Raw genomic sequence first — 17,081 nt, 5'->3', positions numbered from 1 at the left:
AGCCATGGCATATGCCGCCTGGGTGTACCTGCTGAAAGGGTGAGCGCGGCCTCTCAGGCGAACTGGAATAGGGTTCGATCTGGTCGGCAGTAGGGCTTCCTGTCGCTCTCGTGCCGGGATGCGCAGGGCCGTCCGGTCCTTCGCGGGACCTGCGCGTCGCGTCAGGCCTGGCGGATCTCAAGCCGGTTCCCAGCCTGTTCTCGGGCGGACTCCTGCGCTGGCTTTGACGCCAGCTCTAGTGCAGTTCGCCAAACCGGCTCGACCGTCGCCGTCGTCGGTAAGCGCGATTGGTTCAGCACTGCGGCGAAGCGGAACAACTGATGCTCTCACACGTCGACCACGTCTCTATACTCAGGCTTTCCGCCCTGCACACGGTATCTACATGGGCCGAAACACCACCTATCTTGTCGGTATGCGGCGCCAGGTCTTGCCCAGATGGTGACGAAGTGCAGCGCACCGCCCGTCGATCGCACGGTCAATCGTTGCGTGATGTTCATGAGGGCTCTGTGGGAGGATTGGGAGCGCCAATCAGCGTGTGATCCGTGCTCGCTCGATTGGGAGAGCCTGTTCTGAATTGGCACCTTACGGACACCCTTGACATGCCAGAAAGTGCAGCCTTCGAAAGGCTGGAGTCAATCAATAGAGGCGGAGTCAAGGCGGGAAACGGCCAGGCAGTCCGCGTCGCCGGCGGACGCTAGGCTGCCGCTGCGCTGCCCAATGTGGCGACGGATCGGCAATGTGACCCAACCGGCAGACACGAAAGCTTTCTGCCTGGGTCCGCACATCAATGCGGTTCGGCTATTGCACTGCTTTCCAAAAGTGTAGAATTTCGGACGCAGGAACGGAATCTGGAAGCTCTTCATGCGGTCGACGTTCATCTATTCGAATAGCGCACCGGACATGGATGCCATCGAGCACCAGTTGTCGGCAGCCGACCGCGCAGGCTATACCGTCGACCTGAGGCGTGCCTTCTGGGAGTGCGTGCCGCCCTTGGTAAGCGCGCTCGAACGCCCCCAGCTGCGCGCTCTCATGCAGCGCCTCGCCAACGGGGACGTGGTCGTGGCCATGCAGTTGTCCTGCCTCGGGCGCAGCGTCCAGGATGTGCTCGCGACCATCATGAGATTCCGCAAGCTCGGCGTCGGGCTGTACTGCGTGGAGCTGGGCCGCGCGGATCTGGCCCGCAGATCGCCCCCGATGGCCGTCACGCTGCTGCGCGCCATTGCCGCGATCGACGAGGCGACGCGCAGCGAGCGCATGCGCGCGAGCGCCGCCGAGGCCAAGGCCAACGGCAAGCAGCTGGGGCGGCGGCCCTCGCTCGGGAAGGCGGAGCGCAATGGGATCCTGCAGTCGCTGTCGGATGGAGCTTCGGTCAGCGAGGTGGCCCGGTTCTTCGGCACATCCCGGCAGACAGTGCTGCGCATCCGGACCGCCCATGCCGAACAGAACGGCCCGCTCAGCCCGTTGAAGCCGGCTGGCGGTGCGCCGCCCGACAACCTGGAAACCGAATCCCCGCCGCTCGCCGACAGGCCTGGGCGGGCATGACCGTCAACACTCTCCTTCCTAACGTCCCCATGGCTCCGTCCATTGCATCAGGGCGGTTCAGCAAGCTCAAGTTTCCGATTATCGGCCTCGGCGCTTCGGCGGGAGGCACCGAAGCCTTGCTCAGCTTCTTTGAAGAGATGCCTGCCGACAATGGCATGGCCTTTGTCATTGTCCTGCACCTCGCACCGGAGCAGACCAGCCATCTTGCCGGCATCCTCCAGAACGTCACCGCGATGCCGGTGCAGCAGGTCACCACCACGACCGCGATCGAGAAGAACCACGTCTACGTCATCGCGCCGTCGTCCGACCTGCAGATGGTCGACGACTACCTGCAGGTCCGCAAGGCCGCGGCGCACGCCGGCCCGCAAGTCGCGATCGACCTGTTCTTCCGCACGCTCGCCGAATCGCAACGCGAGCGCGCCATCGGCATCATCCTGTCCGGCGTCGGCAGCGACGGCTCGGTGGGCCTGGCGCACGTCAAGGAAATGGGAGGCGTGACCCTGGCGCAGAGTCCGGACGATGCAAAGTTCGACGGCATGCCCAATAGTGCCATCGCGACAGGCAAGGTCGATATCGTGCTGCCCGCGGCGGAAATGCCGCAGCGCCTGATCGAGTTGCGCGACAACGCGCGCCTGATCCGGCTGCCGTCGGCGACCGAACTCGACCAGGAGAGCCAGTCGAGCGACACCCCTCTCGACCAGCAGGATGGAGAAAAAGCGCTGCAGGAAATCATGCTCATGCTGCGCACGCGCACCTCTCACGATTTCCGGGGTTACAAGCGGGCCACAGTCCTCAGGCGGCTCGAGCGGCGCCTGCAGGTCAACGGCATCCGCGACCTGGGCGCCTATCGCGAATTCCTGCAGCTGCATCCCGAGGAAACGCGCCTGCTGCTGGATGACATGCTGATCAGCGTCACGCACTTCTTCCGCGACAAAGACGCTTTCGAAGCCTTGCAGCGCGAGGTGATGCCGGCCCTGTTCGCCAATCGGGACGAAGACGGGGAGCGCGTGCGCGTGTGGGCGCCCGGGGTTGCCACCGGGGAAGAGGCCTACTCGCTGGCCATGCTTCTGGAAGAGGCTTCCGGCTCGAGCCATGTCGTACCGCCGTTCCAGTTGTTTGCCACCGACATCGACGAAAAGGCGATCACCGCGGCACGGGCCGGGGTCTATCCGGAAACCATCGTCAGCGATGTCTCAGCGGAGCGGCTCCGGCAGTTCTTCACCAAGGACCAGTCGCACTTCCGCGTCAAGAAGAAGCTGCGCGAGCGCGTGCTGTTCGCCCTGCACAATGTGCTGAGCGATCCGCCATTCTCCCGGCTGGACCTGGTGTGCTGCCGCAACCTGATGATCTACCTCGACAGGGAGGCGCAGGCGGAAGTCCTGCGCACTTTCCACTTTTCGCTGCGTCCCGGCGGCTACCTCTTCCTCGGCAGTTCGGAGTCGGCCGATATCGCCTCCAAGTACTTCAGCGTCGTCGACAAGAAGCATCGAATCTACCGGGCCAGCACCGCGGCCCGCGTGGGCGGGGTATCGCCGGCGCTCGCGAGCGACATGCCCGGTCCGCGGCCGATTGCCGCTACCGTCGAGACCCCGGGCAAGCGCAAATCCTCGTATGGCGACCTGCATCAGCGCCTGCTCGAGCAGTTTGCGCCGCCCAGCGTGCTGATCAACCGCGATTCGGAGATCGTGCACCTGTCGGACCGGGCGGGCCGTTTCCTGCACTATGCCGGCGGCGAACCATCGCACAATGTCATCTCGGTGGTGCATCCGGCGCTGCGGCTTGAAATGCGTACGGCGATATTCCAGGCCCTGCAGGGCAACAGCAGCGTGGAATCGCGGCGCATCCGCCTGGTGCGCGACGATCGCCCCTATTTCGTCAAGATGACGGTGCGCCCGGTGCATGACCCCGATGCATCCGATGACTTCCTGCTGGTGCTCTTCGACGAGGTCGAGGACACCATGGATGCGGAGAACAGCGCCCAGGGCGAAGGCAGCCGGGATCCCCTGGTGGCACAGCTCGAGCGCGAATTGCAGCGCACGCGCGACCAGCTGCAGGTGACCATCGAACAGTCGGAAACGTCCACGGAGGAGTTGACCGCATCGAACGAGGAGCTGCAGGCGATCAACGAAGAGTTGCGCTCGGCCACGGAAGAGCTCGAGACCAGCAAGGAGGAACTGCAGTCGATCAATGAGGAGCTGGTCACCGTCAATGCCGAACTGAAATCCAAGGTGGACGAGACCGCGAAGATCAACGACGACCTGCAGAACCTGATCACGGCCAACGACATCGGCACCATCTTCGTCGACCGGACCATGCGCATCAAGCGCTTCACCCCGCGCGCTGCCGACGTGTTCAGCATCATCCCGTCCGACGTCGGCCGCCCCCTCTTCGACATCACCCATCGGCTCGAATACGACGGACTCGCCGCCGATACGGCGGAGGCATTCGGCTCCCTGCGCCTGATCGAGCGCGAAGTGCGAAGCACGCATGGGCACTGGTATATCGCGCGCTTCATGCCATATCGGACCACGGAGGACCGCATCGACGGTGCAGTGCTGACCTTCATCGATATCACTGCGCGACGCGAAGCCGAGGAACGCCTGCACGAGGGCGAGCGGCGCATGCGCATCGTGGCGGAGAGCACGAAGGAGTACGCCATCATCACCATTGACGAGAGCGGGCTGGTGATGACCTGGAACACCGGCGCAGTGCGCATGTTCGGCTTCGAGGAAAGCGAGATCGTCGGGCAGCCGTTCGAACTGCTCTACCCGCCCGACGAGCGCGAGCACGGTGTGGCGGGCGAAGAACTGCGCAGGGCGCGCGAGGAAGGACGTGTGGAGGAAGATCGATGGCACATACGGAAGGACGGCTCGCGCGTGTATTGCACCGGCGTCCTGATGCGTCTGAACGAGGATGGCCTGCGCGGCTTCGCCAAGATCGCCCGCGAGGTCAATGTCGACGAAGCCGAGCGCAAGCGCGACGAGTTCCTCGCGGCGGTATCGCACAAGCTCAAGAGCCCGCTCAACCTGATCTATGCCAACGCGGAATTGCTGGCACGCTCCCCCGAGGCACACCGGAGCCTGCAAGTGTCCCGTGCCGCCGACACGATCCGGCGCAGCGCCATCAGCCAGGCACGGCTGATCGATGACTTGCTGGATGTGTCGCGCCTGCGCACGGGGGAGTTGACCATCCACTACGCGGCGGTGGACTGGCGCGAGATCGTCGAGCGCATCTGCCTGGCCTTGGACGAGGAAGCGCGCAGCAAGGGCATCAAGCTCTCGCCGCACCTGCCGGGGAATCCGGTGATCATCCAGGCCGACCTGCCCCGCATGGAGCAAGTGGTATGGAACCTGGTCGCCAACGCGCTGCAGTCGCCGGGTGCCGGGCGGGTGAACGTTACCCTGGCGGACGATGGCGAAGCGGCGACGCTGCAGATCGAAGACGATGGCAGCGGCATCGAAGCGGAGCTGTTGCCGCACGTGTTCGACATGGTCGAACGCGGCCGCCCGTCGCTGGGCCGCGACGACAGGCTTGGGATCGGGCTCTACCTGGTCAAGGAACTGGTCGGCCTGCACGGCGGCTCGATCACGGTCGAATCCACCGGCATGGCATCCGGCGCCCGCTTTACGGTCGCCTTGCCATTGCGCCGCGACAATGCCAGGGAGACCGACGAGGGACGGTTCGAGGCCAAGCCATTGAAGGCAGTGCACGTCCTCATGGTGGATGGGGACACGTCGACCAACGATGCGTTCCAGGCGCTGCTCAGCACCGAAGGCGCACAGGTGACCTGCACGGACAGCAGCGAAGAGGCCATCCGGATAGTGGAAGACCAGGCCATCGATGTCGTGCTGTCCGGCTTGAACCTGGGCGGGCCGGAGCGCCTCGCTTTCCTTGCGGCCCTGCGCGCCAAGCCTGAGAACGCCCACCTGCCTGTCATCGCGCTCAGCGCCGTGGTGCAGCGCGGCGGCATGCAAGGCGCCATGCAGAATGGCTACTCCGCCTACCTGACCAAGCCGATCGTACTCGATGAACTGGTGGCGGCCATTGCACGCGTGCGGGCTTCCAAGGACGAGTAGGTTCCCTGCATGGTGCCAAGGCGCGACGGCAGTCGACGTAGCCGCCGCATCAACGACCCCGCCGCGCGGACAGCCGCGCCATTCCTGACAAGGGCCGAACCATGCCCTTGTCGCGTCCGGACACGGCGCCGAGGTGGTCGCCACATCGACGCGCTGCAGATCCCGCAGCATCATTCTTTGACAAGGTTGCCCGCGCCGCAGAGTCGGGAGCGACGTTCGAGGCCGAGGAGGGGCAGGCCTAGCGCATGTGCACGCTCTGCGAGGCACCCATCCGTACGCTAGCTTGTGTTCCAGGACGTTGCCGGTAGCCCCTCTTTGGGCTTGTCGCTAGCTAGGGCGCTTTCCCTTGTGCCGTAGAGTGCATACAGGCTAACCCCGGAAGGCTGCTCAACTTCGGATGAGCTTGCTTTGCCGGGAGGTCCGCATCTACTTCATCGCCATGCCTCCGCCATGTCGATCCCGCTAACTCATTGAGAAGAAAGGAAATTCTTGGCGGCGAGATTGTGTGGGATTCCTGCGGAGTTCAGAGTTACGTGACCCAGGTTCAGAGTTGAGCGAATCTCGACACCTGCCTACCCCTATCCAAGGCCTCTCCGGGAAAACCCCCATTCAGGCCTTGTCTTGAAAACGTAAACCCCCGTCCCTATAATTAGCACTCGTCCGGTGGGAGTGCTAACAGCTTGATCCGGCGAGCCAATTCTGCTGGCCGTCCGTGCTGGCGGCCTCAATTTGTGAAATAAAACTCACTTGTACTAAGGAGTCCGTATGAATCTGCGTCCTTTGCACGACCGCGTGATCGTCAAGCGTCTGGACAACGAAACCAAGACCGCATCCGGCATCGTGATTCCCGACAATGCTGCCGAGAAGCCCGATCAAGGCGAAGTGCTGGCCGTTGGCCCCGGCAAGAAGGACGACAAGGGCAACTCCATTGCCCTCGACGTCAAGGTGGGCGATCGCGTGCTGTTCGGCAAGTATGCCGGCCAGGGCGTGAAGGTGGATGGCCAGGAACTGCTGGTCATGCGCGAAGAAGACATCATGGCGGTGGTCAACAAGTAATGCGGCTGCCGGGCGCCGTGCGCCCGGGCCCTGCTTGTGACGCGCCCGCCGCGGCGGGACGCCTGAGTCTCTCAGACTTATCCAACATTCCCGGTCTCCCGCATGGGGGATCCATCCAAGATTCGGAGTAACAGAACATGGCAGCTAAAGACGTAGTGTTCGGCGACGCCGCCCGTGCCAAGATGGTCGAAGGCGTGAACATCCTCGCCAACGCAGTGAAGGTGACCCTGGGCCCGAAGGGCCGTAACGTGGTGCTGGAGCGCAGCTTCGGCGGCCCGACCGTGACCAAGGACGGCGTGTCCGTGGCCAAGGAAATCGAGCTGAAGGACAAGCTGCAGAACATGGGCGCCCAGATGGTCAAGGAAGTGGCTTCCAAGACCAGCGACAACGCCGGTGACGGTACCACCACCGCAACCGTGCTGGCCCAGTCGATCGTGCGCGAAGGCATGAAGTACGTGGCCGCCGGCATGAACCCGATGGACCTGAAGCGCGGCATCGACAAGGCTGTCGGCGCTGCCGTGGAAGAGCTGAAGAAGCTGAGCAAGCCCACCACCACCAGCAAGGAAATCGCCCAGGTCGGCGCGATCTCCGCCAACAGCGACAACTCGATCGGCGAGCGCATCGCCGAGGCGATGGACAAGGTCGGCAAGGAAGGCGTGATCACCGTCGAAGACGGCAAGTCGCTGGCCGACGAGCTGGAAGTCGTGGAAGGCATGCAGTTCGACCGCGGCTACCTGTCGCCGTACTTCATCAACAACCCGGACAAGCAAGTCGTCCAGCTGGACTCCCCGTTCGTGCTGCTGTTCGACAAGAAGGTCTCGAACATCCGCGACCTGCTGCCGGTGCTGGAGCAAGTGGCCAAGGCCGGCCGCCCGCTGCTGATCATCGCTGAAGACGTCGAAGGCGAAGCCCTGGCGACCCTGGTGGTCAACAACATCCGTGGCATCCTGAAGACCGCCGCCGTCAAGGCTCCGGGCTTCGGCGACCGCCGCAAGGCCATGCTGGAAGACATCGCCATCCTGACCGGCGGCACCGTCATCGCTGAAGAAGTCGGCCTGACGCTGGAAAAGGCGACCCTGCAAGACCTGGGCCAAGCCAAGCGCATCGAGATCGGCAAGGAAAACACCATCATCATCGACGGCGCCGGCGACGCAGCCTCGATCGAAGCGCGCGTCAAGCAGATCCGCGCCCAGATCGAAGAAGCGACCTCGGACTACGACCGTGAAAAGCTGCAAGAGCGCGTGGCCAAGCTGGCCGGCGGTGTTGCCGTGATCAAGGTCGGCGCAGCCACCGAAGTCGAAATGAAGGAAAAGAAGGCACGCGTGGAAGATGCGCTGCACGCTACCCGCGCAGCCGTGGAAGAAGGCATTGTCCCCGGCGGCGGCGTGGCCCTGCTGCGTGCCCGTGCTGCCATCGCTGGCCTGAACGGCGACAACGCCGACCAGAACGCCGGTATCAAGATCGTGCTGCGCGCAATGGAAGAGCCGCTGCGCCAGATCGTGCTGAACGCCGGTGAAGAAGCGTCGGTCGTCGTTGCCAAGGTCATCGAAGGCAAGGGCAACTACGGCTACAACGCCGCTTCGGGCGAGTACGGCGACCTGGTGGAAATGGGCGTGCTGGACCCGACCAAGGTGACCCGCACCGCGCTGCAGAACGCCGCTTCGGTGGCTTCGCTGATGCTGACCACCGACTGCGCCGTGGCCGAAGCTCCGAAGGAAGAGTCGGCTCCGGCAATGCCGGGCGGCATGGGCGGCATGGGCGGCATGGACGGCATGATGTAAATCTGCCGGACTGCCGGCTTCGGCAGCCTGTCTGAAAAAACCCCCGCGGGTGCGAACCCGCGGGGGTTTTTGTTTGGGCGGCCGCCGCGTCCTGCGTATGCCGCCGGCAGAGGGGCGCGCGCGGCGGCGGGCCGGCTTCGGGCGCGGCATCCAGGGGGCGCGAGGCCCCGGCCTTTGGATGCCGGGCCGGCGCCTCAGAACAGTCCAGGCACGACGCGGTAGCGCACTTTGTCCTGATAGGCGCGGTAGGCCGGATCCGCGCTCAGCAGCCGTTCCTCGCGCACCGCGCGCACCGCCAGCAGCCCCAGCTGCACGGCGTACACCAGCAGGTTCTGCAGGCCGAAGTTGACCAGCAGGAAGCCGATGTAGGAAATGAAGTAGCCGAGATAGATCGGGTGCCTGACGAGGCGGTAGGGGCCGCCCGAGACGATGCCCCGGTTCGCCGGCAGCAGCCCGAAGGCACGCCGCAGCGTGAGCTTGGCGCCGATCTGCAGCAGGATGCCCGCGGCCTGCAGGGCCACGCCGACCATTTCCGGCACGAGGTGGATGCCCGGCGCCAGCTGGATCCACAGGAAGTAGTAGGTGGCGGCGATCGCGCAGGCGACGGAGATCGGGCTCCAGTCGCGCTTCTCCGGTACCCGCGCCGTCAGGGCGATGGCGATGGTGACGAACTCCGCCAGCACGATCAGCAGCAGCGTGATGCGGCCCGGGTCGGCCAGCCATTGCTGCGCGGCGGCATAGGCGAAGGCGGCGAACAGCAGCGAGGTGGCGAGCCGCAGCGCGGCTTCCACAGCGTAGTCGCGCAGGCCGAGAGGCCTGGGCACGGCAACGGTTCCTGCGTCCGTGGGCGGACGTTCTGGCATGGTGTGGAGTTTCCTTCCCCGTCGATGGGCCGGCCTGGGGGACCGCGCCGTGCGCTGCCCGCCGATCTCACCGGAAGCTGTTCTGTTCTTGTTCCACTTGCGGCGTCGCAAGGGCTGACAGCCTCCATATTACCGTCGTGAAGCCAAGCCGACAGGACAGCTTCCGTGCATCGTTGTATCGGCGCTTCAGCCCCCGCCCTGGCTATTCCGCGTGCAAGCGATCGGCCGTCCTTCACGTTCGCGCGCCCGGCCGTGGCAGCCGTGGCGGCGTCGTGCTTCATGGCCCGATCAGCCAGACTTGCCCGAGTTCGGTGGCGGGAAGCGGGGTTGCAGCGATGTGTGCGTTGCGCAGGAATTCTCCGTCTTCCTGTTCGCCCCTGCCGATCATGCGGACCGATCGCCCCCGGAGGAAGGGGTCGTTCTGCACGAGGTCGTCGAGGACCGTGTTGCGATCGACGAACAGGAACACGATGCTGCGCCGGTCCGCTGGTGTGTCGGGTAGCCGCGCCAGCTGGGCACTGATGTGCGTTTCGATGTTCCGCAGCTGCCACGGCACCAGGATCAGCACGCTGCCTGCGACGAAGGCCCCGGCCAGGTTCCGAAGGGCCGAAAACGCTTTGCCGCCGTCGTGGCGGAATTCCCCGGCGACCGCGGCGCCCGCGAGGATCGGCAGGGTGCCCCAGGCGGGATGGAAATAGCGGTATCCCCAGCCGTTCCCTTGATCGAACGGAACGAAGAAGTAGCCCAGGAAGGTGACGAGGGCCGAGGCGGCGAGCAATTGCACGGCGGCTCTCTCCCGCCAGCGCGCGTAGCCCATGCAAGCAAGCACCAGCAGACCCGGCACTGCCCAGACCCACAGCTTGATGGTGCCGGCCACGCGGGAGATGAGGATCGATGCGTCGGGTAGGGAAAACACCGACGCGACCCGGGCCAGGAAGCCCTGGGACGGTGGATGTGTCGCCGGGCCGGCCACGTCGGCGCCGACATGAGCCGTGACCAGGACCCAGCCCAGGCCGAGCAGCACGGTGAGCGGCAAGTAGCCGGCGAGGAGTGCCGCCGCGTGTCGCGACGGCGGCCGCTGGCCGAGGAACCAGATCAGCCACGGCAGCGCAAACAACGTGTGAGGCAGCGGATTGTGGAAGGTCAGCGCGATCGAGCCGACCACGCCGCTGAGGAACAGGCTGCGCGTGGTCGGTTGCAGGAAGCCCCAGGTGAACACCAGATTGGCCAGCAGCAGGCCGGTCATGGCGAAGTACGAAATACCCGAGCCCGCGAACACCGGGGAGGCGACGGTGAACAGGATCGCCCAGCCGGCTATCGCCTCGTTTTCCGGAAACACGAGGCGGCAGGTGCGCGCGATGGCGACCACCGTCAGTGCCGACAGCACCGGATTGCACAGCCATTCGGCGCCGGCCAGGCTGAACGGCGCCATCAGAAGGGCGAAGCCGGGCCAGTAGGCGGAGATCACGTTGCCGCTGGTATGCGACACGACCAGGAAGTAATTCTGAAACGGTTGATAGATGAGGCGGTCGAGCCACGATGGCGGGAAATGTGCGGACAGGGCGCCGTTGGCGAAGAGGCGGCTCTGGAACCAGACAGCGTACTCGTCCATCGAGAGCGGATGCGCGTGATACACATAGCGTGCGCCCAGCGCGAACACGATGCCGGTCAAGGCTGCGGCGCGCCACGGGTGGCGCCCGCACGCGGCGGCCACGGCGGCCATGCGGCCGCAGTACGGTGCGAGCGCGGCGGCCAGCGGGACCAGCAACACACTCGCCTCGGCGACCGGCCGATCATAGGTGTAGAGCAGATGGAAGAAGATCGACATCCGGCCCGGCACGTGCGGCTCGATCGCGAGCAGCAGTGTGCAGAGGACACCGACGATGCCTGTCCAGACGGCCAGCCGCGTCGCAGGAGACACCGGGGTGCGGGCATCGGGTTCGGCATTCTCAGCGGTCGCCATGATTCATCTCCGAGATTCATCTCCGACGCTCGAGGACTTCGCGGATGACTTCGCAGTAGGCATCGGCACAGCGTTCCCAGGACCAATGCATGGCGGCCCAGTCAGCGACTTCGCGGCGCCGTCCGGTGAGCCGCTGCGGGTCGGCGAGCAGTGCCGTCAGGTGGCGATGCCAGGCCGGCAATGCGTGATCGGCATCGACGGTCTCGGAGAACAGCACCTGGTCGAGGCCAGGCAGGGCAGAAGCCGTGTCGCGGCCGACGATGGCTGGCGTGCCGCAGGCCATCGATTCCTGCACGACCAGCGGAAAGCCCTCGCCGGTACTCGGCAGCACCAGCAGGTCGGCGGCGCGATAGAGTTCGGCCAGCGAGGCGCCGGCACGATCACGGAACACCCGGACATTGCCGCGTGCCCACCTCTCCGGATCCATTTCACCTTTGCCGGCGAAGATCCAGGTGGCATCCGGCAGCAGCGCCGTCAGTTTCTCCAGCAGAGCCAGGCCCTTTTTCTCGACGAAGCGGCCGACGAAGAGCAGGCATGGGCGGCCGGCGGGAATGTCCAGCCTGGCGCGCAACTGCGCACGCGCCGCGTCGGCGATCGGGGAGAACGTGGAAAGGTCGAGGCCGTTGGGAATCAGGCGGCCCCGGCAGCCGGCACTGGCGTCGGGCAGGAACAATGTCCTGACGGTATTGCTGACGAAGGCGGCGGCGTCGGCGTACTTGAGCATGGTTCTTCCCAGCGTCAGGTTCGCCACGGTGAGCATCCGCGACATCAGCCTGCTGCGGAACGGCACCGCGCCGACGTGCTGGGTGATGAGAATCGGCTTGCGCAGGATCTTCGCCATCGAGAAGGCCGCCAGGCTGCCGACGTAGATGTAGTCGTGCAGGTACACGAGGTCGGCTTCGCGCACCGCGTTCCACAGCGGTATCAGGCGCAGCGGGGACCAGATCGGGTAAGGCATGTGGAAGCGGCGCTCCAGCGGGTTCCACGTGCGCACGGGCAGGCAATCGACACCGCCGAGCGCCGGAGCGGGATCGCAGTCGCTGGCGAACCACGTAATGGCCGTTGCCCTGTCACGGGCCAGCGCTTCCGCCAGATGACCCGCGACGATCTCGATGCCGCCGCGGTGGGCGGGGAAGAAATGGGTGACCAGGAGGATGCGCATCCGTTGCGCGCCGACCCGGGGCAGCGCTGCGCCGCCTCCGCGCCGGGAGGCAGGCGCCCGGGCCGATACACCGTTCTGCGGTGGCAGGTCGTGTGTCACGGCGCGAAGGTCCAGCGGAGATGGGCCAGGAAATTGAAGATCATGAACAGCAGGGTGATCGTGACGCTGGACAGCAGGTAGTGGATGCCCAGTGCGTCGACCATGACGAACATCAAGCCCAGGTTCAACGCCAGGGAACCCGACATCACGATGTAGTAGCGCCGGATCTCGCGAAAGCTCGGGCGTAAGACCTGCGTGAAGGTGAGGTATTTGTTGAAGACGAACCCCACGCCGTTGACCGCGAAGAACGAAATGGCAGCGGCGACCAGGTAATGCCACCCGAGGCGGGTCGTCACGAACCAGATCGTCGCCAGGTTCAGCAGTGTGCAGATACCCCCGACCAGCACGAAGCGCAGGAACTTCCCGGGCAGGGGCAGTACGCGAGAGGCCGGGTGCGGAGTCATCGGGCTGGTGGCTCATGCGATCTTGACGGATTCGACGAGCACGCAACCGAAGGGGCCTGTCGATGGCGAGGAGCGGTTCAGGCCGATCGCCAGCATCCTGCTGGCCATGCCGGCCAGCGCGTTCGGAACGGAAGACTTTGCTTTGCGCAAGCCGAGGCTGCGCTGGATGTCGATCGGCTGGCGGCGCTTGCCGAACACCAGGTAGAGAACGCCCGCGGTCAGCCTGGAGATGGTCTCCCAGCGCCTTACCTCCTTCGCGCTCAGGTATTCGACATGGTCGCTGACCGTCAGCCCCCTGCGGGCCAGCTCCCGTTGCCAGAGCTCGACGCTCCAGTAGCGCTTGTGCGCACAGCGGCGATCGATCTCGTCCAGGTAGGCGGAGCGGCTCGCCGCCGGCAGCCACGGGCCGCTCAGGCAGGCATGGAAATACTCGCTCGGCACGGTGAACACGAATCTGCCGCCCGGCTTGAGGACGCGCGAGACTTCATCGAGCACATCCCCGATGGTGTCGATATGCTCGAGGACGGAGTTGGAGAAGACGAAATCGAACGAGGCTTCCGGTTCGGGAATACGGCCGCCCGAGGTTGTGTGGATGGTGTCGTAGATGCCGAGCGCGCCGGCCTGGCCGGTTTCGAGCGGGTCGATGTCGACGCCCACCAGTTCGCGCCTGCCGACGTGATCCGTGATGGTCTTCATCAGCTTGCCGTCGCCGCAGCCGAGGTCCATGCCGCGACCGGGCGGAAACGGCCGGGACAGCACGACGTCGATCTCGATGGCCCGCCACAGGCTGGTCGCGGGTTGGAATGGCGTTTCCCTGAAGAAGCGCCGGAGCAGGTCGGAATTCATGGTCATTTCGTGCCGCCTCCGTTCACGCCCGTGCCGCGCGTTCGATGATCTGATGTTGCATGCCGAGGATCGCGAGCGCCGAGTCCGACCCGATGGACTCGAGCGCGTTGCCGGAGCGGATCGAGCGCGCGAAACCCGAGAAGACATCGTCGTTGCCGTAGAACAGTGCGCCTCTGAGATGCCGGATTCCGCTCGTGAAATGCTGCTGCCAGTGCTGCCAGGTGGCGGACAACGAGGTGCGCAGGACCGTCGCGGTCGTATGGGCGCCATCGTTCGGCAGGCGGATGTAGATATCGCGGAAGACGTCGACGATCCCCATGAAGCGCTCGCCGCACACGACCACTTGCCATTCGCTGACCGGCGATTCGAAGTTCATGTTCAACATGACCGGAATCGCGCCGTGCGGTGTGTCGCATTGGTAGTGTGCGGTGATCAGGCACGGCGTTTCGAGGCCAGTGCTGCTCGGGACGACGGTGGCCTGCTCGAGCGCCAGCGAGCCGGGCGCCAGGCGCCGCAGCAGATAGAACATGTGGGGGCTCTCGTCATAGAACAGGCCCAGCGGAAGGTCTTCGTACCAGGCTGGCAGGCGGCGTTCCGGATTCCCGAACTGATGCGCGGTGATCGAGCGGATCCTGCCGTAGCGGCCGGCTTCGACATCCCGCAGCAGGCGCTTGGTCGAAGAGGCGAACTGAAAGTTATGCACGATGCAAAGGGTCCGCTCATGGGCTTTCGCCAGCTTGACCAGTTCTTCGCCTTCCGCCACGCACATCGTGAACGGCTTCTCGGTCAGCACGTGCTTGCCCGCCCGCAGCGCTTGCGCGATCAGCGGGTAGTGGGCTTGCGGGCCGGCACCGATCGTTACCGCATCGACGTCGTCGAGCCACGGCACATCGGCAAGCGATCCCGTGCAGGCGTGGTGCCGGATGCCGAGGCGCTGCGCGACACGTTGCGCGTGCTGCGGCTGGCGATCGACCAGGCCGACGACTTTGAAATCCGGGTCGCGCAGCATCACCGGCAGATGACGGTGAGTCGTCACCCATCCCAGTCCGATGGACGCCACGCGGATCGGGGCGGCGGCAGTTGGGGACATCGTTTCCATGGTTCGCTTATCTCCTGGCGCAAGGCGCGGCATGGCCTGCGTGGCCTGCGTGGCCTGCGTGGCCTGCGTGGCCGTGATGCCTTTCCCCCTCGCGTACGAGCAGATTGAGGAAGAAGGCGGAGAACGCCCCGTCCATGCCGAGTACGATCAGCGTCGTGGCGACGATCGCCAGGTGCACGGTGCTTTCCATCGGAAGCGCCGGATTGGCCAGCCATTTGAACAGCATGCAAGCATCCAGCACCAGGCCGAGCACCGCGGTGGCCGCGCCGCCCAGCAGACAGGCTTCCATCGCAAATGGACCGGTAGCCCATCGGACGATGCGTCCTCGCAGCGATGCATGCTTGTCGGCCATGATCACCTTGGCGAGCACGCCCATCGTGATGAAATTGAAGCCGATCAACGTCAGGAGGCTGGCGAGCGCGAGAAAGTGCGGGCCCACGAAGTGCCCGAACAGGTGCGTCGGGCCGCCCGCCAGCAGGCCGAGCAGCAGCAGGCCGGCGACGAACATCAGGAGCCCCGGCATCACGAAGACGTGGTTGGGTGCGTAGGTGAGGATGAAACGCAGGTGCCGCCAGCCATCGCGGAACGAGCGCAGATGTGGCGGACGGTTGCGCTTGTCGGGGTGGAGCGCGGTCGGAATCTCGACGATGCGCAAACGGTTGCGCGCCGCGTTGATCACCATCTCCGATGCGAACTCCATCCCGGGTGTCTGCAGATCCATGCGCGCGAACGCGTCCCGCGTGAACGCGCGCATGCCGCAGTGGAAATCGCCGACCGGGACGCTGCAGGTCAGCCGCGCGATCGTCGACAGCACCGGGTTGCCGAGGTAGCGATGCAGCGGCGGCATCGCATGCGGCATGATGCCGCCCTTGAAGCGGTTGCCGATCACGAACTCGTAGCCTTCCTCGATCTTCGCGATGAAGCCGCGGATGTTCGACCAGTCATAGGAATCGTCCGCGTCGCCCATGATGATGATGTCGCCGTCGGCCGCCGCAATGCCGGCCATCAGCGCCGAACCGTAGCCGCGCACCGGCTGGTGCACCACCTTCGCGCCGAACTGGCGCGCGATCTCGACCGAGCGGTCGGTGGAGCCGTTGTCGGCGACCACCACCTGGCCCGTGATGCCCAGCTCGGCGAAGCTGCGCTGGGCCTTGGCTATGCACATGGGCAGCGTCATTTCCTCATTGAGGCAAGGCATGACGGCCGACACCCGGATCCGGCCGGCAGCAGGACCGTTCGCGGCTGCGGCCGGCGCGGCGCGATTCGACACGGACGTGCCGCCGAAGTCCTGGCGCAGAAGAATTTCGCTCGCCATGTTGCATCTCCCGATGAGTCACATGTTTTTTCTGATGCTCGCCTGCGGTGAACGCAATGCGGCCGGCATCGCTGCCTACCATCCGGAGCCCGGCCGTGTTCGATGATGCGGAGGGCGTACGCGTACGGCGATACAGGCCGGGCTGGCAAAGAGAGCGAACAGGCCGGGCGTTGCGAACCGGATGTGGTCGCGGCAGCGCGAATGCGTGAGCTGGATCCTGCTATGCCTGCCGGGATGGCAGGCATTGCGCAGTGCCGAAAGGAGTGGGCGCAGCATGCTGCTCAAGCCCGAGTTCGCCGGACATGCGGCTTTCGTTCTGGTTTTCATAGGCCCCCCGAATACGAAACGTTCTTCTGCGCGTATGGCGTCTACGTGCGCCGCTCGACCCGCGCTCACCAGCGTTCACCAGTGCTCCGGCAGCTTTTTCCGGCTGCCGGGTTGCGCAGGGCCGACGAGGCTGATCGACGACGTATGCAGGGAGCGTGCCACTTCCCCGGAGCCCGCCTGCCGGCTACCCGGAGCCAGCCTGGAGGCTGAGCGCGGGGCGGCGTTGTGCGCGAAAGTGCGCTGTCGCCACGGAAAACGTTTCAGGCCTGCAACGCCAGGGCCGCGCAGGCCCGGCTTCCGGATCCCGCTCGCGGCGTGCCGCGACCGGTGCGCACCGGAGGAAACCTGGCCCGGTGCCCAGCGTTTCCAGGTTGAAACGCTCAGGCCGGAGGCAGGCGCGGCGCGGTCCGGGCGCGGGCGGCAGAAGCCCGTCGCAAAGGCGATCAGAGCCGGGTCCCAGGGCTTGAGCGGCAACCTGCCGCATGCAGGGAGGCGGGGTACGTGCTGCGGAAAGGATGGCGATTCAGTGCTGAAACGCTGGCCGCCGC

Annotated in this window: 12 protein-coding genes; 4 read left to right on the top strand and 8 right to left on the bottom strand. The window is 65.3% G+C overall.

What is annotated here, in order from left to right; all coding sequences use genetic code 11:
* Positions 1-632: 632 nt before the first annotated feature.
* The gene (locus tag BKK79_RS40190; protein ID WP_157128387.1) at positions 633-863 is read right to left on the bottom strand and encodes a hypothetical protein; all 231 of its coding nucleotides are present in this window, start codon (positions 861-863) and stop codon (positions 633-635) included.
* Here BKK79_RS40190 and BKK79_RS06225 point away from each other — a divergent pair.
* The 4 genes from BKK79_RS06225 to groL all read left to right on the top strand — a co-directional run bounded on the left by BKK79_RS06225 (position 862) and on the right by groL (position 8,455).
* Entirely contained in the window at positions 862-1,542 is a 681-nt protein-coding gene (locus BKK79_RS06225) for a recombinase family protein (protein WP_071037337.1), read from the top strand. The two genes, BKK79_RS40190 and BKK79_RS06225, sit on opposite strands and share 2 nt — an antisense overlap.
* Positions 1,543-1,571: 29 nt before the next feature.
* On the top strand, positions 1,572-5,618 hold the full coding sequence (locus tag BKK79_RS06220; RefSeq protein ID WP_071037336.1) for a CheR family methyltransferase: 4,047 nt from the start codon (positions 1,572-1,574) through the stop codon (positions 5,616-5,618).
* Between the two features lie 765 nt (positions 5,619-6,383).
* Complete coding sequence (gene groES, locus BKK79_RS06215) at positions 6,384-6,674, top strand: co-chaperone GroES (protein WP_071011525.1); 291 nt, start codon at positions 6,384-6,386, stop codon at positions 6,672-6,674.
* Between the two features lie 137 nt (positions 6,675-6,811).
* Complete coding sequence (gene groL / locus BKK79_RS06210) at positions 6,812-8,455, top strand: chaperonin GroEL (protein WP_071011526.1); 1,644 nt, start codon at positions 6,812-6,814, stop codon at positions 8,453-8,455.
* Between the two features lie 194 nt (positions 8,456-8,649).
* Here the strand turns inward: groL and BKK79_RS06205 are convergent, their stop codons facing one another.
* The 7 genes from BKK79_RS06205 to BKK79_RS06175 all read right to left on the bottom strand — a co-directional run bounded on the left by BKK79_RS06205 (position 8,650) and on the right by BKK79_RS06175 (position 16,206).
* A complete protein-coding gene (locus tag BKK79_RS06205; protein ID WP_071037335.1) occupies positions 8,650-9,318 on the bottom strand; it encodes a methyltransferase family protein in 669 nt (222 codons plus the stop codon).
* A gap of 277 nt (positions 9,319-9,595) precedes the next feature.
* The gene (locus tag BKK79_RS06200) at positions 9,596-11,281 is read right to left on the bottom strand and encodes a hypothetical protein (protein ID WP_071037334.1); all 1,686 of its coding nucleotides are present in this window, start codon (positions 11,279-11,281) and stop codon (positions 9,596-9,598) included.
* A 16-nt stretch (positions 11,282-11,297) separates the two neighbouring features.
* Positions 11,298-12,443, bottom strand: a complete 1,146-nt coding sequence (locus BKK79_RS06195) for a glycosyltransferase family 4 protein (protein ID WP_071037333.1) — start codon at positions 12,441-12,443, stop codon at positions 11,298-11,300.
* A gap of 95 nt (positions 12,444-12,538) precedes the next feature.
* The gene (locus BKK79_RS06190; protein ID WP_071011532.1) at positions 12,539-12,946 is read right to left on the bottom strand and encodes a GtrA family protein; all 408 of its coding nucleotides are present in this window, start codon (positions 12,944-12,946) and stop codon (positions 12,539-12,541) included.
* Between the two features lie 12 nt (positions 12,947-12,958).
* Positions 12,959-13,792, bottom strand: a complete 834-nt coding sequence (locus tag BKK79_RS06185; protein ID WP_231907993.1) for a class I SAM-dependent methyltransferase — start codon at positions 13,790-13,792, stop codon at positions 12,959-12,961.
* 22 nt (positions 13,793-13,814) lie between these two features.
* Positions 13,815-14,891 (bottom strand): Gfo/Idh/MocA family protein, encoded by a 1,077-nt coding sequence (locus tag BKK79_RS06180; protein WP_071011535.1) that lies wholly within the window; start codon positions 14,889-14,891, stop codon positions 13,815-13,817.
* 7 nt (positions 14,892-14,898) lie between these two features.
* Complete coding sequence (locus BKK79_RS06175; RefSeq protein WP_071037332.1) at positions 14,899-16,206, bottom strand: glycosyltransferase family 2 protein; 1,308 nt, start codon at positions 16,204-16,206, stop codon at positions 14,899-14,901.
* Positions 16,207-17,081: the final 875 nt, after the last annotated feature.

Source organism: Cupriavidus sp. USMAA2-4 (genome assembly GCF_001854305.1).
Classification (GTDB): Bacteria; Pseudomonadota; Gammaproteobacteria; order Burkholderiales; family Burkholderiaceae; genus Cupriavidus; species Cupriavidus malaysiensis.
Note: the sequence above shows the minus strand (reverse complement) of the source record. Positions and strands in the feature narration are given on the sequence as shown.